This window comes from Pelodictyon luteolum DSM 273, from assembly GCF_000012485.1.
GTDB classification, from domain to species: domain Bacteria; phylum Bacteroidota; class Chlorobiia; order Chlorobiales; family Chlorobiaceae; genus Chlorobium; species Chlorobium luteolum.
In genome coordinates this window covers 896,730-918,915 of record NC_007512.1, presented here as the reverse complement: position 1 = coordinate 918,915, position 22,186 = coordinate 896,730, and the positions used below count along the sequence as shown (strand labels likewise).

Sequence of the window (22,186 nt, the reverse complement as noted above, 5' to 3'; positions counted from 1 at the left end):
AATGAGGCCCACGCCAACCCTTCCTTTCCCGAAAGCGAGGTGCATCCGATCCCGGAAGGGCAGCGTGCTGGTCGAATTTGCGCTCATCCTGCCCGTGTTTCTTGCGCTCCTGTTCGGTGTTGTGTCATTTTCTGCCGCCCTGTACAACAAAACCGTACTCACCATGGCCACCAGGGAGGGAGCGCGTGCCGGCGTCCTGTTCGTTCCGGACCGTACCGACGCCATCATACGCAGCAGCGCAACCCTCGCGGCAGACCGCGTCTGCCAGAACAACCTCATCTCCTTCGGCGCCCCCGTGAGTGCGGCTGTTTCCACGAATTCCACTCCGACTCTTGACAATATCCTCACGGTCTCGGCGACCGTCGATTTCACCGGCATCTTCATTGTGCCGGATCTGGTGATCTCGTCACAAACAACCATGAGGCTCGAATGACCATGGCACATTCACCTCAGAGACAAAAACGGCTGCAGAGCGAGCGCGGCGGAGCCGCCATCCTCTTTGCCCTCACGCTGCCGGTGCTCCTGGGCTTTGCCGCTCTGGCTGTCGATCTGGCCCGCATCCATCTGACCAGGGTCGAGCTGCAGAACGCGGCCGACGCAGCGGCTCTCGGCGGAGCCCGCTCACTCAGCGATTCCGGGGGAAACCCCTACAACTGGTCAGCAGCCGGGTCCGCTGCGCTGGATATTGCACGGCGCAACGTCGCCAATGGCGCCGGGATTCAGGATGCCCTCATTGAAACCGGCTACTGGAACATCCAGGACCCCTCAGAGGGCCTGCGCGCCCCCGGCACACCCGGCGTGCCCGCTGCAGGGGATGTTGCCGCAGTGCAGGTCACCATCACCATCTCCCGGACCCTTAACAACGGCCCCCTGAGGCTCTTTTTCGCACCCGTTCTAGGGATCGCCGAACAGGATGTCCAGGGCAGCTCCGTTGCCGTCATAGCTCCACCAGCAGGCGGCACCGGTCTGTTTCCCTTTGTTATCGGCTTGGCAATGCTCGAACATTATTGGGATTTCAACACCAACACTCCCGTTCTGCAGAATGGCGTCGCGCCTACCATTGACCTCGGATCCGTCTACACATTCAACGGTGTTGACGTATTGTCGGGCCAATGGACCACATTTCAGTCGTCGATAGCAAACCCCGATGTCCCATTCATGCGGGACCTCATCGACAACGGCAACACCACCGAATTATCAATCGGAGATGACACGTACATCCAGCCGGGAGCCAAGGCAACCTTATACGCAGAAGTACCCGTCGGCACCGATGTCGGCATCTTCGTCGTAAACGAGGTTGCAACCAATGCCTTTGTTCCTGTCGTTGCAATTGCTGCGTTTCATATTGATGGCTACAATCAGGGCGGAAAATATATCACCGGGCATTTCATCCCCGCAGCAACCATCCCCGGCACAAATCCGGGCACCGGCAACGGGGTATCATACGGTGCCTACACGCCCCCCATACTGGTCAAATAACCACCCATGAACATCGTTGTGTACTCTCCCCGCCCATGGGAGGTTCCCGGCATCCTCTTTGAAACCGGCCAGCACCAGCTGACAGGGCTGGTCGGCGAGCCGGCAGACATGGTCCGCCAGCTCACGGCGCGGAAACCCGACCTCGTCGTGCTGGCGGGCTTTGAGAATGCCGGCAGTGAGTACATCCGCGAGGTGGAGCTGCTCTCCGTCGCTCTGCCGCACGCCGCCATCGTGGCCCTGCACCCGGCCTCACAGCCGGAACTGCTGATCTCCCTCATGCAGGCCGGTGTACGTGAAGTCATTCAGGACAGCGCCCCCGAAACCCTCCGCCAGGTCATCCGGCGCATAGACCTCCGTACCAGCGGCGCCTGCACCAGCCGCGGCCGGGTAATCGGGTTTGTCTCTTCCAAAGGCGGGGACGGCAGTTCCTGCTTGGCGGCAAACCTGGCCTTCGCGCTTTCCTGCGAGCCGGCCATCAGGGTGCTGGCAATCGACGCATCCCTGCCATTCGGCGACCTTGACATGTACCTTACCGGAGAAACCCATTGCCAGGATCTGGCCGACATCTCCTGTCAATCCGACCGGCTCGACCGTTCACTCCTCGACAGCATGGTGCAGCACCTCAGCTCCACCTTCGACCTCATCTCCTCGCCTGCAACGTTCGAAAAAATCGTCGACATCGAACCCGCGCGCGTAAGCCAGCTCGTCCAAATCGCCAGAGAATCCTACAACTTCATTCTGGTAGACCTCGGCTCATGCATCGACCAGGTCGGCGTCTGGGTACTTGAGCAGCTCGATGAGCTCTCAATCGTATCGACACCCTCGCTGCCTTCGCTTCGCCGGGCGGGCCATCTGCTCAAACTCTCCGGCGAGCTCGATAAACCCGTCCCGGAGATCAACATCATCCTCAACCGTGCCGACGCCAGCGTACGGCTCACCTGTACCGAAATCGAAAAAGTCATCGAGCGTCCGATTGAGCGGCGCTTCCCCTCCGACGCCGACGCTGTGGAAGAGTCCCTCATGATGGGCCAGCCCCTCCTGCAGGCGGCACCCGAATCCAGGCTTTCCAAAACCATTGTCGACTGGGCCCTGCAGCTCACGGGCAGCCGTCATGCAAAACGCACGCTATGGGAACGCTTAAAGATCAGATAAGCCTCTGGAACATTTCCTTGAAAGGGGCTGCGGTTGCGGAGGCCGTCACGGACAGCCAAACACGGGCTCATATCGCTGAAACCCAACCCCCACCAACACCGCCCTCAAAAGCCAAGGCCTCCCCGGGGGTTGACTATTACGCGACCAAAAAGAAGCTGCACCAGCAGCTGCTCACCCGTATCGACCTCAACTCCATTGAAACCATGACCCCCGAGCAGCTGCGAAACGAGCTCGGGGTCCTGCTGCTGGCGCAGATCGAAGAAGACGCCATCCCTCTCAATCATGAAGAGCGGGCCAGGCTCGTTTCGGACCTCAAAAACGAAATCATGGGGCTCGGCCCACTGGAGCCGCTCCTGGCCGATGCCGCCATTTCTGAGATCATGGTCAACGGCTACCAGAACGTCTATGTCGAGAGCAGCGGCCGTATTGAACTTACCGACGTCCGCTTCAACGATGACGCGCACCTCATGAAAATCATCGACAAGATCGTCTCCCGTGTGGGGCGTCGGATCGATGAATCCAGCCCGATGGTCGATGCCCGCCTGCCCGACGGATCGCGCGTCAACGCCATCATTCCGCCGCTCGCTCTCGACGGCCCGGTCCTCACCATCCGGCGCTTTTCGGTCGTACCCCTTGAGATGAAGGACCTCATTGAAAAAAACACCCTCACACCCGCCATGGCCGAACTGCTCTCGGCGCTCGTCAAGGTAAAGTGCAACATCCTCATTTCCGGAGGCACCGGCTCGGGCAAGACCACGCTGCTCAATATTCTCTCGGGCTACATTCCCCACAATGAGCGCATCGTCACCATTGAAGACACTGCCGAACTGCAGCTGCAGCAGGATCATGTCATCCGGCTGGAAACCCGCCCGCCGAACATCGAAGGAAAAGCCGAAATCACCATGCGTGCACTGGTGAAAAACACGCTCCGCATGCGGCCTGACCGCATCGTTCTCGGCGAGGTCCGCAGCGCCGAGGTGATCGATATGCTGCAGGCCATGAACACCGGCCACGACGGCTCGCTCACCACCGTTCATGCCAACAGCCCGCGGGATTCGCTCGCCCGGCTTGAAAACCTGGTAGGCATGGGTGGGCTCTCGCTGCCGGGCAAAGCCCTCCGCCAGCTCATCTCCTCGTCGATCCACTTTATCGTCCAGGTTTCACGCCAGAGCGACGGCAGCCGCAAGATCACCAGCATCCAGGAAATCATCGGCATGGAAGGAGAAATCATCACCTCACAGGAAATCTTCTGCTATAAACGCATCGGCACGAACCCGGACGGAACGGTGGAGGGAATGTTCAGGGCGACGGGCGTGCGTCCCAAAGTGTCTGAAAAAATCCAGACCTACGGCATCCGGCTCAGCGACGGAATGTTCGAGCCGCCGAACGACTAACAGGGAGCACATCATGGCGTTGTTATTCTTTCCTCTCATTGCATTTCTGGCAGTCCTCCTGACGGTGCTGCTGCTCCACCGGGTGTGGGTAGGCCTCTTCGACCCCCGCAGCAAGGCAAAGAATCATCGTCTGCAGGCAATCCACAACACCGTTCACCGTGCCGGGAAGGGTCCCGGAGGGGTGCAGAACACGGTGCGTGAGGGTGCAGGTGAGAGCTGGCTGCGTTCACACTTTAAAGCATTCAGTCAGCTCGAAGCCCTTATCCGGCGCGCCCACAGCCCGCTCTGCGCCTTGCAGGTGCTGGCCATGACACTCGGGCTGTTTGCGTTGGTCGGCGTGCCGGGCATGCTCATGGGCATCAACGCCCTCTTCATCCTTGTGCCTGCAGCAGCCATCGCCTCCACGCCGGTGCTCTGGCTGTCGCGCGCGGCCAACCGGCGCCGCCGTGCCTTCGGGGACAAACTCCCCGAAGCGCTTGACTACATCTCCCGGTCCATGCGCGCCGGCCACAGCCTCACCTCGGCCATCGGCATGCTTGGCACGGAGTTCAGGGACCCCATAGGCCATGAATTCAAAACCGTCTTTGATGAGATCGGCTTCGGCATCCCGTTCAAAGACGCCATCGGCGAGCTGGCCGACCGGGTGCAGAGCACTGACTTGAACTTCTTTGTCATCTCCCTCCAGATCCAGCACGAAACCGGCGGCAACCTCACCGAACTGCTCGACGGCCTCTCCAACACGATTCGCCAGCGCATCAAGCTGCGCGGCAAGATCCGCACCCTGTCATCCGAAGGGCGCGCATCGGCCTGGGTACTCGGAAGCATGCCCTTTGCGCTCGTTGCCATCCTTACCCTCATAAACCCCGGATACATCTCGGTGCTCTGGACCACTCCCGAGGGCCACAAACTCACCCTCTCCGCTCTCGGCCTCATGTCCGTCGGGTTCTTCCTGCTCAAACGCATCGTCAATTTCAAGGTTTAACTCCGGGAACCGCCGCCATGCAAAACACCCTCCTGATCCTTACCACCCTGCTCTCGGGGGCCGCCGTCGCCTCGGTTGTGCTCGCCATCTACAACTGGGGGGCCGGCAATGCCATCAAAAAACGACTTATCAGCATCCTCCACGAGAGCCGCCTGCCGGATGAGGGCGCCCGGCCCAAATCAGCCGCCGCCCGCAAAATCACACCAGTCATCGACGTGCTCTCAAAACTCTCGATCCCGGAAAAAGGGTGGCAGAGCTCCGGCGTGCAGCTACTGTTTCTGCAGGCCGGCATCCGCAGCATCAACGCGCCCCGATACTACTTCGCCCTGAAAACCCTGCTCTCCGTCGTGCTTCCGGTCCTGCTCGGGTTGTTCCTGTATGTAAGAGCGCCCGGTGTCCCCCCGACCCGCACCATGATCTTTGTGGTGTGCACCGCCGCCGCAGGCTACTATCTGCCCGAAATGCTGCTTGGCTTCATCACGAGAAAACGTATCGGACGGCTGCGCGACAGCCTGCCAGACATGATTGACCTCATGGTCATATGCACCGAGTCGGGGATGGGCATCGATGCCGCCATTACCCGAATATCGAAGGAAATGGCCGGCACCAATCCCGACCTTGCGCAGGAGTTCTACCTCTCGGCCCTTGAAATCCGGGCCGGTGCCACCCGCATCGAAGCCCTGCGCAATCTGGCACTGCGCTCACGCCTTGAAGATCTGGACGACCTCGTCTCCGTGCTTGCGCAGGCCGACAGGTTCGGGACCAGCCTCGCCGAATCGCTGCGCGTGCAGTCCGACATGATGCGCTCTCGACGCACACAGCGGGCCGAGGAGCTCGCAGCCAAAATCCCCGTCAAGATGCTCCTTCCGCTCATCCTGTTCATTTTCCCCACCCTCATGATGGTGCTTCTGGGCCCGGCAGTCATCCAGGTGATGCATGCCCTCTCAAACAAACCGATGCCATGAGCCCCAACGACCTATGGCATGCCCTCCTGAACCACTTGCCATGGCTGCCCGGCGGGCTGTTTGCGGGGTACCTGCTGGTGCCTCTGGCCCGCATCACTGCGGAGAAGGTACTGCTCGATGGCGAAGTCTCACTCGAGGAATGGCGGGGCCCCGGCGGGGGCCTCAAAGAGGCTCTGCCGCCGGCAAGACGCATCTGGGTGCCGCTGCTGAACGCGGGGCTGTGGATCTGTCTGGCCAACAGCACAAGCGATCCGGCATTCCTGTCCCGGCTTCCCGGGGCCGGCCTTGCCAGCGCCCTCATACTCCTCGCCCTCATCGACTGGGACACCACGCTCCTGCCGGACCGGATTGTCCTGCCGCTGGGGCTCTCGGGCCTGGCCGCAAGCTGGGCGGGGCTGACTTCGCAGAACCTGCCGGAAAGCGCGGCATCGGCTGCCGTTGTGGCGGGCATCTTCGGCGGGCTGGCATGGCTGTACCGCCGCCGGAGGGGTGAAGACGGGATCGGTGGCGGGGACATCAAACTCCTGGCCGCACTTGGAGCCTGGTGGGGACTGCTCGACGTGCTCTACATGGTGGTATGGGCCAGTGTGGGTACCGTGGTCTGGTATGCGGTGTGGCGATGGCTGAAACGCCCTGACCCCGACGCTGAATGGCCGTTCGGGCCCGCCATTGCTGCGGCGGCGCTGGTCTGGAGCCTGCTTGCCGCGTATTCACATTGAATGCCGGAAGTAACGCAACGATGGATTACCCGCGCTGGCAGTCCGTGCCCCCCCTGACTGAACCCGCAACAGCACCCTTGCTATCACAAGATCTATTGATGCCACACTCTGAAAAAGAGCTTCACCTGTCGAATCCGATGCGCGGTTCACCTGCGTGAGCAACGACTGTCCGCTTCGGACGCGAAAGAACGGCGCCTTACGGAGCTCACGCCCCCCGCTCTTCCCTCTGCAGTGCACCCTCAGGTGTACCGATGCCTCTCGATCCATCAGGTATCGCATCGAACAGGAAAGAGGCAGCGTCATTGCTTTGAACATGAACGGCAAACCCGTCAATGACCGACGTCCTTGTGTCCGGGTCGCAGGAAAAGCTCTTCATTACCGCGCCATCAATGCGAACACTCCCCAGCCGAGGTACTCACGTGTGTACGTGGCGTAGCGCACGGGTTCCGAGGTCAATTCAGCTCGAACATCATTGCTTAACTCGTCGTCGGGATTGGCTTCGAGCCATCGCCGCATTGTGAGCCACTTGGCTGCCTCGTACCTGTCCCAGCTGTCCTGGTCTGCCAGAACCATTTCCACAACGTCGTACTCGAGTCTTCCGAAAGAGGCGAGCAGTTCCGGAAGCGTGAGAAAGTCGGCTATCGAACCGGCACGGCAACTCCTGGCAACATCTTCTGTCGATGGTACGTGCAGCCAATAGGGTTCGCCGATGAGGATGATTCCTCCAGTACGGAGGCTTCTGGCAAGAAGTTCGATGGTGCCGGCGACTCCCCCGCCAATCCACGTGGCACCGAGACAGGCTGCCACATCGACTTTTTCGGCGGCTACGTAACCGGAAGCATCGTCGTGAATGAACTTGACCCGGCCGTCAACAGCGAGTTCTTCAGCGCGGCGCCCGGCTTGAGCAAAGAACAATTGGCTCATGTCGATACCAGTGCCGAAGATGCCATATTCACGTGCCCAGGTGCACAGCATCTCGCCCGAGCCGCAGCCGAGGTCGAGAATGCGGGTCCCGGGTTCCATTTTCAAAGCGGCTCCGAGAGCAGCGAGTTTTTCTGGTGTGAACGGGTCGTGGATGCGATGAGCATTTTCAGTGATGCTGAAAATCCTTGGAATGTCCATTGTCTGCTATCTCCCTATGACGGTTATGAATTGATTTGCGTACTGCCTCACGGTGTTTATACTTGTTCCGTAATATACATAGCGCATACTCGTTTCGATTCCTCATACAATAACTATAGCATGCCGCCCCAAGATGCTTTTTCAATCAGCAAAGAACTGCATGGCGATTGATTGGTGACTGAATGTTTTCAAAATGAATCAGGAGCCAAAGTTCGAAGCTTGGCACTGAAGGAATCGCCTGGAATCGGATCAACTGCCTGTTGTCGTTCCTGGGGGTTCCATCAAGCAATCCGGCAGCGTTCAACGCATTGGAATAGTTCTTGTGATCATCACGGTCAAATACGGCAAAGACTTGCTCGAAGGCGAGGCGCTGGATGTTTCGGTGCCTGTCACCCTCAAGAAAAAGCTGTTTGGCATAGTGGACAACCTGAAAGGGTGCTGTTCCAAGTTCGCCGGGACGTACCACCACGTTGGCGGTATGCAGGCGAAGCGTGGAACGGATTTCTTCAAAGTAGTTCGGTTCGGTTTTGCTTCCCTCAGAAACGATCAATATCCGCTCATAGCTGGCCCGTCGCCCCAGTTTACGTTCCAGATGCTTTATCTGCCGGATTTTGGGTGAATTATCACGCGCCATCAGTCAACCTCCCCTGAATGATGGGTCAGGAAGGGAATGCCTCCATACCGGCCGCTCAGGTACCCTTTCCCCAAAGCCTCGTTTTTACGGGGACTGAATTCCGCAAGAGCAGCCAATGTCGAGGCCTGGCTGGTATCTTTTTCGACCAGCCATATCTGATCACGTCGAAACAGGCCCGGTGCGTCAAGCAGGGAGGTGTCATGCGTGGTGAATAGCAGCTGCGCACCACGCCGGTTGATTTCGGGACGATGGAACAATCTTACCAGCTCCCTGACCAGAAGGGTATGCAGACTGGTATCGAGTTCATCGATGACCAGCGTAAGACCCTTGTCGAGAATATCGAGAATAGGCGCTGCCAGAAACACCAGGATGCGCGTGCCATTGGACTCATCATCAAGATCGAAGACCGCTTTCCCCTGGTCAGTGACATGGGTGAAACGCAATCTGCTTTCCTCAAACTCTTCACTTCGCAGTTCGGTTTTGCCGGCGGTCAGATCAAAATGCACTTTTTGCCCGGGCACTTTATCGGTAACAACTTCGATATCAGAAATACTGATATCTGCCGTTGTGAGGAAGTCGCATATCCGCTTTTTGCTTTCAGCATCTTTTAGCAGCTGAATGGCAAACTGCGTATTCAGTGGGGCCTGCTCATTGAAAATGACCAGATCTCGTGCAAACCAGTCGAAAACCGGACGCAAATCTTCGTAATCGGGCGCCCCGTCAGGGACTTCCGCTTCGATTTCAATGGTCATTGATGCTGTTGTTTCGCATCGGACGAGAGGCTCGTCCTGGGAAGACATATTGGCCGCGCCGCTCCGGCTGCAGTTTTCGAAGAATTGCAATGTACTGCCCTCAGAGCCGGACAACGTGCGGATGCTTCATCATCCTGAGTTCCGCAGGAATCGACCAGGTGCCGGTTTCGAATTCAATCTGTGAGCGCTCCATGTTCTGAAGCTCGCCAGTGCGGACGAACTAGCATGGCTGCGAGTTGGAGGGGTGATTTCACGACAGGGGTGCCCTGATATTGCTGCCAATGTAGGCCTCATTAGAGCCATAAACCAAAAAAGCCCTGATTTTAAAGGGCTTTTCGGACTATATGAGACAGCTTCATACTGTCATTTGGCGGAGAGGGAGGGATTCGAACCCTCGGTAGCCCTTTACAGACTACGTCGGTTTAGCAAACCGGTGCCTTCAGCCACTCGGCCACCTCTCCAGGTGTTTTTTTTGCGGAGGATGAGGGACTCGAACCCCCATGGGCGTGAACCCGGCAGTTTTCAAGACTGCTGCCTTACCAATTAGGCTAATCCTCCACTTGGCATGTAAAGAACAGGAACAAAAGATAGCCATTCCCAAGGCAAAATACCAGAAAAATTCCGGTGCCCGAAAGGACGACGTTCAGCGGAGAGGGAGGGATTCGAACCCTCGAGGGCTGTTACACCCTACCCGCTTTCCAGGCGAGCGCACTAGACCACTATGCGACCTCTCCGTTCCATAGAAACGGCCTCTAATTTACACTCTATTTTATTTTTTCAAAAAGGTTCCTTCCGATTCAGTTGCCAAAAACCGGCCCTGCAATGGATTTTTTACAGCAGATTGCCGTTCTAACGGCACTTTTTGTAAATTGGCAGATCCATTTTGCCGCAATCAACCAACCCGTGCCCCATGACCAAGATCCTGCAAGAAGCGTTGACCTTCGACGACGTCCTGCTCATACCAGCATACTCCAACGTACTGCCGAAGGAGACCAACGTCTCTTCACGGCTGACAAAATCGATATCCCTGAAGATCCCCATGGTGAGCGCCGCCATGGATACGGTCACCGAGGCAGGTCTGGCCATAGCGCTGGCGCGTTCCGGCGGCATCGGCATCATCCACAAGAACCTCTCCGTCGCAGAGCAGGCGCGCGAGGTGGCCAAGGTGAAGCGCTTTGAGAGCGGCATCATCCGCAACCCCTTCACCCTCTATGAAGATGCAACCATGCAGGACGCCATCGACCTCATGCTGCGCCACTCGATTTCCGGCATTCCGGTCGTCGAGCGTCCGAAATCGGGCGACAGCGGCGAGATGAAGCTGAAGGGCATCGTGACCAACCGGGACCTTCGCATGAAACCCGCTCCTGATGCGAAGATCGCCAACATCATGACCAGCAGGAACCTCATCACGGCCCGTGAAGACGTGAGCCTTGAAGCAGCCGAAGAGACCCTGCTCACCAACAAGATCGAAAAGCTCCTCATCACCGACGCTGAAGGGCACCTGAAGGGACTCATCACCTTCAAGGACATCCAGACCCGCAAACAGTTCCCCGATGCCTGCAAGGACAGCCAGGGACGCCTTATGGTGGGCGCGGCAGTCGGCATCCGTGCCAACACGATCGACCGGGTCAGGGCACTTGTAGAAGCGGGAGTGGACGCGGTCGCCGTCGATACGGCGCATGGCCACAGCCAGGCGGTGCTCGATACGGTTGCGATGATCAAGAAAGCCTACCCCGATCTGCAGGTAATCGCGGGCAACGTGGCGACGGCATCGGCTGTGCGTGACCTGATCAAGGTCGGAGCCGATGCGGTGAAGGTCGGCATAGGGCCCGGCAGCATCTGCACCACCCGCATCGTGGCAGGCGTCGGCATGCCGCAGCTTACCGCCATTTTGAACTGCGCCGAGGAAGCCGCAAAAACCGGCACACCGATCATTGCCGACGGCGGCATCAAGTACAGCGGCGACATCGCCAAAGCACTTGCCGCCGGAGCAGACGCCGTCATGATGGGCAGCATTTTCGCCGGAACGGACGAGAGCCCGGGCGAGACCATCCTCTACGAAGGGCGCCGGTTCAAGACCTACCGCGGCATGGGATCGCTCGGCGCCATGTCGGAACCCGAAGGCAGCAGCGACCGGTATTTCCAGGACGCTTCAAGCGAGTCGAAGAAATATGTTCCGGAAGGCATCGAGGGCAGGATCCCCTCGAAAGGTCGCCTCGACGAGGTCGTCTACCAGCTGATCGGAGGCCTGAAGTCCGCCATGGGCTACTGCGGGGTCGCAAGCATCGAGGAGCTGAAAACGAAGACCCAGTTCGTCCGCATCACCTCTGCCGGCCTGCGCGAAAGCCATCCGCACGACGTCAAGATCACCAAAGAGGCTCCGAACTACTCCACGGCCACCTGAACGCCAGGCTTCGTCTCTTGCAGCACATCCCCGGCAACGGGCGCACTCATATAAACAGAAACGGGTCCTGATGGACCCGCGTCTGTTTTCCGGCTCTTCGCCGCATTCTCTACCCACAGCTCAATCTTCGGCCCTCAATCTTCGTCCATCAATCTTCAACCATCAATCCTCATCCGTCATGCCTTCGAGGCGGTCCTCAAGATCAGCGTAGATCTCCTGCAGCTCGTCGATGGTCGACTGGTCGGCAGACCACATACCGCGGCCGTGGGCTTCGAGCATCCTGCCGACGATGTTCTTGATGGCCTGCGGGTTCACCTTCGCAAGGCGTTCGCGCATCTCGGGGTCGAGGGCGTAGGTTTCCGCGGTCTTTTTATAGACCCAGTCGTCAACGCTCTTGGTCACGGCGTCCCAGCCGAGCATGTAGGTGACACGGTTGCTGATTTCAGTAGCGCCGCTGTGGCCGTGCTTCAGCATCCCCTCGAACCATTTCGGGTTGAGGAGTTTGGAGCGGTACTCGACCCGGAGGGACTTCTCCGCGTCGTCGACCTTGATGTCGGAGGTGAAGGACTCGACATAGTTGAGCTTCACGTCCGTTGCCCTGGTGTTGCGCCGCCGTGCGGCAAGCTGCAGTGAGCCGGACGATGAGAAGTAGTGGTCGATGTCGGAGATGCCGAACTCGGTGGAATCGACCTGATGGACTACACGGTCGACCGAGCCGAGCAGGTTCTTGAGGATTTCCGTCTCCTTCTCTCCTTTACGCTCACCGCCGTAGGCGCTGCTGTTGCGGCGGATGAAGAGATCGTCGAGGTCGTCCTCGGACTCCCAGGCGGAGTCTTCAATCATGTCGTCGACGTAGGTGCCGTAGGCGCCGGGCGACTGGGTGAACTGCCGCGACGTCGCGCCCTCGAACGTTGCTCCTCCTGCGATGGCTTCGTTGACGTGCTTGCGGACAAAGTTCATATCCTCGGGTTCATCGGCTTTGGCAGCCTCTTTCAACAGGCGGTCGAGCTGGTCCATGAGCAGGCCGAACGCGTCACGGAATATCGGGCTGAGCTGCATGAGCACATCGATGCGAGGGCGCTTCAGGCGATCAAGCGGCACGAGGCCGTAGTGGCTGATCTTGCCGAAGGCGTCGTAAGCGGGTTCACCGCCGAGCAGGCGGATGACGACGGCCACGGCCTCGCCCTTGGTCTTGATGGTGTCAAGGCCCCAGAGCACCTGTGCGATGGTTTCAGGATAGCGGCCTTCATTCTCCTCAAGGTGCTTTTTGACGATGCTGTCGGCGATGAGGGTCCCGCGCTTGAATGCAAGCTCGGAAGGGATCCGCCAGGGGTCGATGGCATGGATGTTCCTGCCGGACGGCAGGACGTTGATGCCGTCGCGCACCAGGTCGCCGCCGGGGCCAGAGGCGATGTAGCGGCCGTTGAGCACCTTCATGAGCGACTCCATCTCGCCCGTGTTGTCACGAAGGGCATGCAGGAGCTGCGCTCCCTCGCCCATCAGCTGCTCGATGAACGGCTGGTCCTCAGCGGCAGGGCGGCTGCCGCCGGTGATTGCGGTAAACACACCCGAAGCCGACTTGTGCTGGAACAGGACCTCTTCGACGAACTGCCGGCAGGCCTGCTCGACCCATTCACGCAGACGGATGGCCTCTTCGTCACCCTGGCGGGAACGTGCGGCCAGCTCTTCGTAGCCGGTGAAGTGGCCGTTCTTTCCGGAAGAAGCGAGCAGGATGGTGGGCAGGGTACGGCCGTTCTCACCCCGGTTTTTAAGGGTTTCGGTGATGGTGGTGACCTGCGACTCAAGAGGGCTTGCCTCGCCGAACACATGCAGCGAGTTGGATATGAGGCGGTTTTCGAGTTCGCTCATGTAGATGTAGAGGCGGCTGACGAAGTCGGCGAACGGCTCTCCCTCCCTCTTCGGGCAGTCATCGGTAAGGTTGAGCAGCTCGGCCTTCTGCATGATTGCCTCCTCGATGCCTGCCGCATCGCTCCCATCACCCGCTCCCCGCGGGTTGCGCTCGCGGTAGTCGGCAAGCAGGTCCTTGAGGGCCGGAAGCTCCTTGTAGAGGCCTGCGCGAGAAAGCGGCGGCACGACGTGCGAGACCATGGTGGCAAGACCGCGCCGTTTGGCGATGGTCGACTCGCTCGGGTTGTTGATCGGATAGATGTAGACATGCGGAACCTCGCCGCAGAGGGCGTCCGGCCAGCACTCTCCGGTCAGGCCCGTCTGCAGGCCCGGCATCCACTCGGCCGAACCGTGCATGCCGACATGCACCATGGCGTGGGCCTGGAACTCGCGGCTGATCCAGCGGTAGAACGCGATATACTGGTGATGCGGGGTGTTCGACTTGTCGAACAGAAGCCGCATCGGGTCCCCCTGCACGCCGATGCGCGGCTGGACGCCGATGAAGATGTTGCCGAACCGGATGCCACCGATAAACAGCTCTTCGGTGCCCATCGGAACGATCTCGCCCGGGAACGACTGCCAGCGCTCTTCGATGCGCTCACGCTCGCCCGCCGTCGTCAGTTCCTTGAATCGCTCATGGCTTACCGTAAGCGCTTCGCGTCTGTTCTGCAGGGCCTGGTAGTCGGTTGCGCGGTCGAGCAGACGGAACAGTTCATCAGAACTTTCCGGCAGCTTGCCGACCTCGTACCCCTCCTTCTTCAGGCGCTGGAGCACGGCAAAGAGGGTTTTGGGCACGTCGAGCAGGGCTGCACTGGCTTTTTTGCCGAGGCCCGGCGGATAGTCGTAGACGATGAGGGCGAGTTTCTTCTCGCGGTTCGCCGTTTCCCTCAATCGAAGCCACTGCTTGACGAGGATGGCGAGGCGCTCAAGACGCTCGGGCACGGTCTCCACCTTGCCGTCACGGAGCGCACCGAGGATGACCGGGCAGACGGCACCGTCCATCTCAGGGATGGAGTAGGTGAAGGTCACCTGCATCGGCGAGACACCGAGCTCGTGCCATGATTCATACTCCTGGGTAAGGAGCGGCTGTGCGACCATGTAGGGGGCGTCGAGCTTCGAGAGGATCTCGTGGCGGGCATCGGCTGCGATGCCGGGCTTGGTCGAGCCTGCAGGGCCGCCGACGAGGCCGAACCCCATCATGTTGACCAGCATGTCGAGTTTTTCCTTCAAAAGCCAGTCACGCACGAGCACATGGCCCTCGACACCGGTCACGAAGGCGGGATAGAGCTGGATGCCGTGCTTTTCAAGCACACGGATGGTGTTGTCGATATAGGTCTTTTCCTGGATCAGGTGCTTGCGGAAAAAGAGCAGGGCGATACGGCGCCCCTTGTCCATGTTCACTCCGCGCTTCTTCATCCACGACTTGTAGCTTTTCACGTCCTTGAAATACTCCGGGGCGTCGGGATGGTAGAGTCCCATGTTCGGCACGTCGACGATGGCGCCGACGGTGACTGGTTCGTTGAAGTACTCTTTGAGGATGAGACGGAACATGTTGGCGATGTTCTCCGCCGTCGGCTGCATCCAGTAGGAGTATACCAGCAGCCAGTTCTTGAAGTCCTTCGCTTTGGCCGGCACGAGCGGGAGGATCGTTCGCATGATCTTCATCAGCTTCATGTAGCCGTAGAGGGCATCCTCGTCACGGCCTTTCACAAGCATCTTGGCCACCTTCTTCACCATGTCGGGCATGCCCGCCTTGCCGTCCCCGGTGCCGTAGCTGCCGACCTTTGTCAGGGACATGGCTTCCGGCATCGACTCAAACACGAAAATGGTCTTGCCGGGGGTACCGGCCTCTACCTGTTCCTTGAACCAGTCAACCTGTTCCTTGAACTGGATCATGCTCATGAACACGCAGTCGGCCTCCCGGAGGGCCGTTGCAGCCTCGGGGTGCTGCTTTTCCAGATCCACGTCGCTCAGCTGGGTCAGCTCGGCCTCGCCCGAGAGCAGCCCCTTGATTTTCCTCCAGAGACCTGCGTTGTACTGCTCGAGCCCTACAACGGCAACGATTTTGCGAAGTTGTGACATGACTTCCTTGACTTTTTTACAAAAAAGATATTCAGGCCGCCGTGGCAACCCGTATCTACAATGTAGAAAAGAAGAAGAAAATCAAGAAATATCCCGTCCCGGAACATGCCGGGACGGAATGGGGAAAATGTCAGAAGCTGAGGGCTGCGTCGACGATCTGCTCGGCTTTTGCGTTCGGAAGGTAGAGGTAGCGGCCGCCGAGTTTCTGGGCAAGTTTGGGAGCTTCGCCGCGGGAGAGGTAGTTCATCTGGGTATCGATGACCACGGAGGCAATGCCGTCGGACTGCACGGAGAGCGAGAGCGCTTCGACCTCTTTTTCGAGATCCTCTTTGGAGGGTTTCTCGGCATTGGGGTCAAACGAGGACTGCAGGCCGATGTTGCCGCGCCCGTCGGTGATGAGCACGAACATGATCTGCGAGACTCCCTTGGTGCGGGCCTGCTTGGCGGTCTCCCAACCGAGGTAGAGGGCTGAGGCGAGCGGGGTTCCGCCGCCGGTCGGCAGCACGTCGAGCTCGCGCTTTGCACGGTCAACACTCTGCGAAGGGGGAAGAAGCACCTGTGCCTGCTTGCCGCGGAAGGAGATGAGTGCGACCTGGTCGCGATGCACATAAGCGTTCTGTAGCAGGCTTGCAACCGCGCCCTTGGCCTGGCGCATGCGGTTGAGTGCCATCGAGCCGGAGGCGTCGACCATGAAGATGAACAGGGTACCGCTCTTGTCGCGGAACCGCTTGATCTTCACGTCGTCCTTGCTGATGATGAGGGCGGTTTTCGGCCTGCCCGCCATCTTCTTGTCTTTCTTGCGGGTCTCCTGCCACGGAGCTGCCGATATCAGCGTGGGGATGAGGGCCACCTTGCCGCTGCGCATCTCGCCGGGCTGGGCCCTGACGAAACGGCCGCGCCGGTTGTTCAAGGCCTCGCCGCGGCTTCCCGACGTGCTCTTCTTCTTCGAAGCCAGCGAAATGTTCATGATGTTGTCCGGCAGCTCGGTCTCGATGGCTTCCATCATGAGCTCCTCGATCATGTCGGGGGTCTCCTCCTTCTCCTCTTCGGCATCGGCGTCCGTCGAGTTGTCCGGCTGCTGCTCTTCTTCCCCGTCCTGCGGCTCCTCTTCGGGAGGCGGCGCCTCTTCGGGTCCCATCTCCTCAGCCGCCTCTTCACGCTCGGGCATGCGGGTCGCACGGGGAATGAGCACCAGCTTGATGGCCAGCTTCATGTCCTCTTCATCGACATCGCTGCGCTGCTGTAGGGCTGCGCTGGCAAGTGCGGCACGGACGGTGAAAATGTCGACGCGGTTGCCCTCGACGCCGAGGCTGAGGGCGGTCTGTATGAGCGCCTGCACCTGTTCTTTCGTGATGGAGACCAGCGGAAGCTGTTCCTTGGCCGCATCGATGAACCCGGCGAGCATTTTCAGTTCGTCGCGGGTATCTTCAAGATTCCTTTTTCCAAGGACGACATCGACGATTTTCTTGCGCGCCCGGAAATCGTTCTGCGCGGTGAAGGGGACGATGATGCCGATCCTGTCGAGCAGGCCCATGCGCACCTCGCCGTCTGTGGGGTCGTAGGTACCGACCAGCATGAAGTTGGCCGGGTGCACCTCGCTGAGTCCTTCACGCTCGACGAGCACTTCGCCCCTCGACATGGCGTCCATGATGTGCGACACGGCCGAGCTGTCAAGCAGGCTCAGCGAGTCGACATAGAGCACGCCGCCATCGGCTTTTGAGAGCACGCCGTGCTGCACGACGCGTACGCCGCTTGCCAGAGTCGCCTCAAGGTCGACGCCGCCGATGAGGCGGTCTTCAGTGACGTTCAGGGGCAGTTCCACGAAGGGGGTCCCTTCGGGAAGGATGTCGGCAAATGCCCTGGCCAGAGTCGACTTGCCCGAGCCTACGGCCGAGGGGATGACGACACCGCCGAGGGCTGGATCGACGGCCAGCAGCATGAGCGCCTGCTTGGCCAGATCCATTCCCACTATATCGGTAAAAGCTATCTTCATTATACTGCTTCTGCTTCTCCAAGGACTTTTGCGAGCTCACGTTCGATCTTCTCTCCAGCATCAAGCGTCTCCAGCGGATCCTTGCGGAGGCGGTGGCGGAGGCAGAGTCCTGCGATCTCCCTGACATGCTTCATGGTGACCACCTTCTGGCCCATGAAGGCGGCGTGGGCGTGGGCGGTACGGGTGATGGTAAGTTCACCGCGGTGGCCGTCGATGCCGAGGTTCATGCAGAGGCGGGCGATGTCGGTCAGTACCTCGTCGCTCATCGTCACTTCCGGAAGCAGGTCCTTGGCGGTCTGGATCTTCTTCTGCAGCTTGACCTGCTCGCGGTTGTACTTCTTCATGAAGGCATCCGGGTCCTCATCGAAGTCACGGCGGCGCTTGACGATGTCGACACGCTTGGCGACGTCGAGGATGGTGATGATGCGGGCATGGAGGCCGAAACGGTCGAGGAGCTGCGGGCGGAGCTCGCCTTCCTCGGGGTTGCCGGAACCGACGAGCACGAAGCGGGCCGGGTGGCGGATGCTGATGCCCTCGCGCTCGACCACGTTCTTGCCGCTGGCGGCCACATCAAGCAGCACGTCGACAAGGTGGTCGTCGAGGAGGTTGACCTCGTCGATGTAAAGGAAGCCGCGGTTGGCCTGGGCGAGCAGACCCGGCTCGAAGGCCTTGACGCCGCTGGTGAGCGCCTGTTCGATGTCGATGGTACCGCAGACGCGGTCTTCAGTCGCACCGAGCGGAAGGTCGACGACGGGAACGGGGATCTTCTCGGTCTTCAGGGTTGCGGGGTCGATCGCTTTTGCGCCTTTCCTTGCATCCTCACCCTCGACAAACTGCGAAGGGGTGCGGTTGTAGATGTCGTCCTGTACGCGTTCGATGAAGGGAAGCACCTCTGCAAGCGCACGGACCGTGGTGCTCTTGCCGGTACCCCTGTGGCCCATGACGAGCACGCCGCCGATCCTCGGATCGATGATGTTGAGGATCAGACTGAGCTTCATTTCCTCCTGGCCGACGATGGCGGTGAAAGGAAACGCAAGGCCGGACTTCTTCTTGGCAGGAGCTGCAGCCTTTTTGGGTGCAGGAGCCGCTGCGGCCTTCTTGGCAACTGTTTTCCTGGCAGCAGTTTTCTTGGCAGCTGTTTCAGTCTGAGTCATAATTGATCGTTTGGTTGAGACCCCGCCCCGTGAACCGAGAAATCATTCACCGGAAAAGGCTTACTGTTGGTTAAGGAGTTGCAATAATAAACCTTGAATTTATGCTTTTAGCCCGACAATCGAAAATCCTTTTAATAAAGGTGGCGGCCGGCATGCCCTTCACTCCCCGAGAGCCTGCAGGGCGGCTTCACGAATCGACTCCGACAGGGTCGGGTGCGCGTGGACGACCGAGGAGAGCCTTGATGCCGTGATGCCGAGGCTTCTGGCAAGCGCCAGCTCCCCGATGAGCTCCACTGCGCCGTGGCCTATGAGATGGGCGCCGAGCAGCGGCCCGCCCCCGGCCTCGAACACCAGTTTCACCAGCCCTTCGAGGCTGCCGTAGGCGTTGGCTTTGCCGGATGCGGCAAAGTTCGAGCGGCCGACCGACACGTTTTTCCCGGCAGCAACCGCCTGCTCCTCGCTCATGCCGATGCTTGCGATGGAGGGCTCGGCATAGACGCAGCGCGGGATCATGGTATCTTCCAGGGGTTCGGCAGAGGTGCCGGCGATGGAGGCAACGGCGATGGCGGCCTCGGCCGAGGCCTTGTGGGCGAGCAGCATCCCGCCGCGCACGTCGCCGATGGCGTATATGTGCGCCACGGCGGTCCGGCACAGTGCATCGGTTTCAATGAACCCCCGCGACACACCGACACCGGCAGCCTCGAGCCCGAGCCCTTCGGTGCTGCCGCCGACACCGACAGCCAGCAGCAGACGCTCCGCCTCGATCTCCTGCGGCTCTTCACCCGGAACCATAAGCCGGGCCGTAACCCGCTCCCCTTCTCTTTTTACGTCCTCGAGCTTCGAGCCGGTAGCGACCGTGATGCCGGCCTTCTGGAACGAGCGTTTGAGGGCTTCGGATATCTCGGCATCTTCAAGCGGCATGAGGCGGTCCATCATTTCGACGATGGTGACCCGGGTACCGATGGTTGCATAGAACCAGGCCAGCTCTACGCCGATCGCCCCGCCGCCGAGCACGATCATGGAGGCCGGCAGTTCCTTCATGGCAAGAGCCTCGCGGCTCGTGATGAGAAGGCGAAGATCGGGCTCAAGGCCCGGAATGGTGCGCATCCTGCCGCCGGTGGCGATGATGATGGAGCGTGCGGTGATGGTGTCGGCAACCGCACCCTCACGGATGATGTCGAGCTCGTGCGGACCGGCAAAGCGCGCCTCGCCGGGAACTACCTCCACACCCGCTTTGCGCAGCTGGTACTCGATTCCCTTCGAGATCTTCAGCACCACCGTACGGCTGCGCTTTACGGCTGCAGCAAGCTCAAAGGATGCACCGGGAGCATGCAGGCCGAGCGCCGCCCCTTTCCGGACGAGGTCGAACGCCTCGGCGCTCCGGAGCAGGGCTTTGGTTGGAATGCAGCCCCAGTTGACGCAGACGCCGCCCAGTGCCGATTTTTCAATGAGGGCGACCTGCATGCCCATACGGGCGGCAAGGAGTGCCGCCTCGTAGCCGCCGGGCCCGGAACCGATGACGGCAACGTCTACCTTGCGGGGAGCTGAAAGAGGAGTTGAAGCGTTCATGGAAGGCATACGCTGAATTGTGTCAGGGTTTTAGTATAATGTTCAGCAAAATGCAAAATCACCCGCAAAAAAACGAATGCCCCCCCGGGGGGGACCTGGCCCTTGAGCCGAAAAAACTCACCCTGCAGGTCAGCAGGGTGCAGTGCCCAATGCGCATCGACCAGTACCTTACCCGGCAGGTCGAAAACGCAACCCGGAACAAGGTACAGGAAGCCATCGAGGACGGACGGGTGCTGGTGAACGGCAAATCGGTGAAGTCGAACTACCGGGTGAAGTCCTGCGACTCGATTGAGATGACCTTCCTCCGCCCGCCCGCTCCGGAGCTTGCGCCCGAAGACATCCCGATCGACATTGTCTACGAGGACAGTGACCTCATGGTGGTCAACAAGGCCCCCGGCATGGTGGTGCATCCTGCGTTCGGCAACTGGACCGGCACGCTCGCCAACGCCATCCTGCACCACTTCGGCACCGATGCAGAAGAACTTGAAACGGATGAACTCCGTCCCGGCATCGTGCACCGGCTCGACAAGGACACCTCCGGCCTCATCATCGTCGCCCGGAACCCCACCGCACTCCACCGCCTTGCCAGGCAGTTCGCCGACCGGAAGGTGTCGAAACTCTACACCGCCATCCTCTGGGGGGTGCCGGAGCCGCAGGAAGGCACCATCCATACCAACATCGGCCGCTCGAGAAGGGACCGCAAGGTCATGGCCAACTTCCCCTACGAGGGACTTGAGGGCAAAACGGCCATAACCGACTACCGGGTCACCGAAAACCTCCACTGGTTCTCACTCGCAGAGCTTACCCTCCACACCGGCCGGACCCACCAGATCCGCGCCCACATGCAGCACCTCGGCCACCAGATCCTCGGTGACACCACCTACGGCGGCGCTTCACTGCGAACCCTCGACTTCCCGAGAAGCGAAAGCTTCGTCAAAAACCTCCTCGACCTCCTCCCCCGCCAGGCCCTGCACGCCGCAAGCCTTTCCTTCCACCAGCCCACGACCGGGCGTCCGCTTTCCTTCACTGCACCGCTTCCCGAAGACATGGCGCAAGCTCTTGAGAAAATCCGCGTCATATACAGGAGCGCAAGAGAAGCCTGAAGCCGATCATCTCTGCCGGGGACCCGAACCGGCAGACCATCATCTTCATCCTCTCCTGCCATGTGCCCATGACAATTCAGGAAGCCAACACGAAGAAAACAGGACAGTACGTATGAACACAGGAATGAAAACCGCAGCTCTGGCAGCGTTTCTCGCCGCAGCCGCTTACGGGCCGGACGCACAGGCGAAAGTAAATGTCAACATCAACCTCGGAGCCCCCGGCCCCGTCATTGTGAGCTCCCCGACGCCGGTTGTCGTCGAGCAGCGGGGTCCCCGGCGCTTTGCAATCGAGCGCCAGCCGCGGTTCCTCTACACTCCGGATCTCGGGTTCTATGTCTCGGTAGGCGCGCCCTATGACATCATCTATTACCAGGACCAGTACTACATCTATGACGGAGGGGAGTGGTACCGCTCATCAAACTACCGCGGTCCCTGGATGACGGTGCGCAGGCAGCGCCTGCCCACTCACATCTCACGGTACCGGTATGAGGAGATCCGCCAGCGGCGGGACCGGGAATACCGCCGAGCAGAGAGTTGGGAACGGCAGGACAGGAATCGCCCTAATGACCGTTACAATGACCGTTCCAATGACCGTTCCAATGACCGTGACCGCCAGAGAGACGCAGATCGCCCCCGCTGGAGATGAACGATTGACGGCCCCCGGGGATTATCTGTAATGCTGTATATTACACGAATAGAGCAGTGAGCACAGCGGCCGGCAGCACCACACTGCCTGGCCGCTTTCTTGTACAACGAAAAAGACAGCTTCACATT

General features: G+C 59.8%; 17 protein-coding genes and 3 tRNA genes. 10 read left to right on the top strand and 10 right to left on the bottom strand.

The genetic code is table 11. The annotated features are described in order from the left end of the window. Position 1: 1 nt before the first annotated feature. From PLUT_RS04195 to PLUT_RS04165, 7 genes are read left to right on the top strand one after another with little or no spacing between them, the layout of a single operon-like run. Positions 2-433, top strand: coding sequence for a TadE/TadG family type IV pilus assembly protein (locus PLUT_RS04195; protein ID WP_041464053.1), 432 nt, complete (start codon positions 2-4; stop codon positions 431-433). A gap of 2 nt (positions 434-435) precedes the next feature. Beyond that, positions 436-1,479 (top strand): pilus assembly protein TadG-related protein, encoded by a 1,044-nt coding sequence (locus PLUT_RS04190; protein ID WP_041464052.1) that lies wholly within the window; start codon positions 436-438, stop codon positions 1,477-1,479. 6 nt (positions 1,480-1,485) lie between these two features. Further along, a complete protein-coding gene (locus PLUT_RS04185) occupies positions 1,486-2,631 on the top strand; it encodes an AAA family ATPase (protein WP_011357542.1) in 1,146 nt (381 codons plus the stop codon). Further along, complete coding sequence (locus tag PLUT_RS04180) at positions 2,607-4,025, top strand: CpaF family protein (RefSeq protein WP_011357541.1); 1,419 nt, start codon at positions 2,607-2,609, stop codon at positions 4,023-4,025. The genes PLUT_RS04185 and PLUT_RS04180 overlap by 25 nt, the downstream gene beginning before the upstream one ends. Positions 4,026-4,038: 13 nt before the next feature. Next, complete coding sequence (locus PLUT_RS04175; protein ID WP_011357540.1) at positions 4,039-5,007, top strand: type II secretion system F family protein; 969 nt, start codon at positions 4,039-4,041, stop codon at positions 5,005-5,007. Between the two features lie 17 nt (positions 5,008-5,024). Further along, entirely contained in the window at positions 5,025-5,972 is a 948-nt protein-coding gene (locus PLUT_RS04170) for a type II secretion system F family protein (protein WP_011357539.1), read from the top strand. Then, complete coding sequence (locus tag PLUT_RS04165) at positions 5,969-6,691, top strand: prepilin peptidase (protein WP_011357538.1); 723 nt, start codon at positions 5,969-5,971, stop codon at positions 6,689-6,691. Before PLUT_RS04170 ends, PLUT_RS04165 begins: the two co-directional genes overlap by 4 nt. 375 nt (positions 6,692-7,066) lie before the next feature. Here PLUT_RS04165 and PLUT_RS04160 read toward each other — a convergent pair whose 3' ends face one another. The 6 genes from PLUT_RS04160 to PLUT_RS04135 all read right to left on the bottom strand — a co-directional run bounded on the left by PLUT_RS04160 (position 7,067) and on the right by PLUT_RS04135 (position 9,933). Beyond that, on the bottom strand, positions 7,067-7,813 hold the full coding sequence (locus tag PLUT_RS04160) for an SAM-dependent methyltransferase (protein ID WP_011357537.1): 747 nt from the start codon (positions 7,811-7,813) through the stop codon (positions 7,067-7,069). Between the two features lie 145 nt (positions 7,814-7,958). Then, positions 7,959-8,447 (bottom strand): RloB family protein, encoded by a 489-nt coding sequence (locus PLUT_RS04155; RefSeq protein ID WP_011357536.1) that lies wholly within the window; start codon positions 8,445-8,447, stop codon positions 7,959-7,961. Next, complete coding sequence (locus PLUT_RS04150) at positions 8,447-9,199, bottom strand: AAA family ATPase (protein ID WP_203415245.1); 753 nt, start codon at positions 9,197-9,199, stop codon at positions 8,447-8,449. Before PLUT_RS04150 ends, PLUT_RS04155 begins: the two co-directional genes overlap by 1 nt. Before the next feature lie 368 nt (positions 9,200-9,567). Then, positions 9,568-9,660: transfer RNA gene (locus PLUT_RS04145), tRNA-Ser, on the bottom strand. A 14-nt stretch (positions 9,661-9,674) separates the two neighbouring features. Next, positions 9,675-9,757 (bottom strand) — tRNA-Ser (locus tag PLUT_RS04140). 89 nt (positions 9,758-9,846) lie between these two features. Further along, positions 9,847-9,933: transfer RNA gene (locus PLUT_RS04135), tRNA-Ser, on the bottom strand. A 176-nt stretch (positions 9,934-10,109) separates the two neighbouring features. On the opposite strand from PLUT_RS04135, the gene guaB reads away from it, so the two are divergent. Continuing rightward, entirely contained in the window at positions 10,110-11,603 is a 1,494-nt protein-coding gene (gene guaB / locus PLUT_RS04130; RefSeq protein ID WP_011357535.1) for an IMP dehydrogenase, read from the top strand. Positions 11,604-11,765: 162 nt separating this feature from the next. Here the strand turns inward: guaB and bchH are convergent, their stop codons facing one another. The 4 genes from bchH to lpdA all read right to left on the bottom strand — a co-directional run bounded on the left by bchH (position 11,766) and on the right by lpdA (position 20,318). Then, positions 11,766-15,593, bottom strand: coding sequence for a magnesium chelatase subunit H (gene bchH / locus PLUT_RS04125; protein WP_011357534.1), 3,828 nt, complete (start codon positions 15,591-15,593; stop codon positions 11,766-11,768). 130 nt (positions 15,594-15,723) lie between these two features. Beyond that, positions 15,724-17,586, bottom strand: a complete 1,863-nt coding sequence (bchD, locus tag PLUT_RS04120) for a magnesium chelatase ATPase subunit D (RefSeq protein WP_011357533.1) — start codon at positions 17,584-17,586, stop codon at positions 15,724-15,726. Continuing rightward, a complete protein-coding gene (bchI, locus tag PLUT_RS04115; RefSeq protein ID WP_011357532.1) occupies positions 17,586-18,740 on the bottom strand; it encodes a magnesium chelatase ATPase subunit I in 1,155 nt (384 codons plus the stop codon). The genes bchD and bchI overlap by 1 nt, the downstream gene beginning before the upstream one ends. A gap of 159 nt (positions 18,741-18,899) precedes the next feature. Continuing rightward, a complete protein-coding gene (lpdA, locus tag PLUT_RS04110; RefSeq protein ID WP_011357531.1) occupies positions 18,900-20,318 on the bottom strand; it encodes a dihydrolipoyl dehydrogenase in 1,419 nt (472 codons plus the stop codon). Positions 20,319-20,359: 41 nt separating this feature from the next. On the opposite strand from lpdA, the gene PLUT_RS04105 reads away from it, so the two are divergent. Together PLUT_RS04105 and PLUT_RS04100 are read left to right on the top strand one after the other, a co-directional pair. Further along, entirely contained in the window at positions 20,360-21,412 is a 1,053-nt protein-coding gene (locus tag PLUT_RS04105; RefSeq protein WP_041464049.1) for an RluA family pseudouridine synthase, read from the top strand. 112 nt (positions 21,413-21,524) lie between these two features. Continuing rightward, complete coding sequence (locus PLUT_RS04100; protein ID WP_011357529.1) at positions 21,525-22,058, top strand: hypothetical protein; 534 nt, start codon at positions 21,525-21,527, stop codon at positions 22,056-22,058. Positions 22,059-22,186 lie beyond the last annotated feature (128 nt).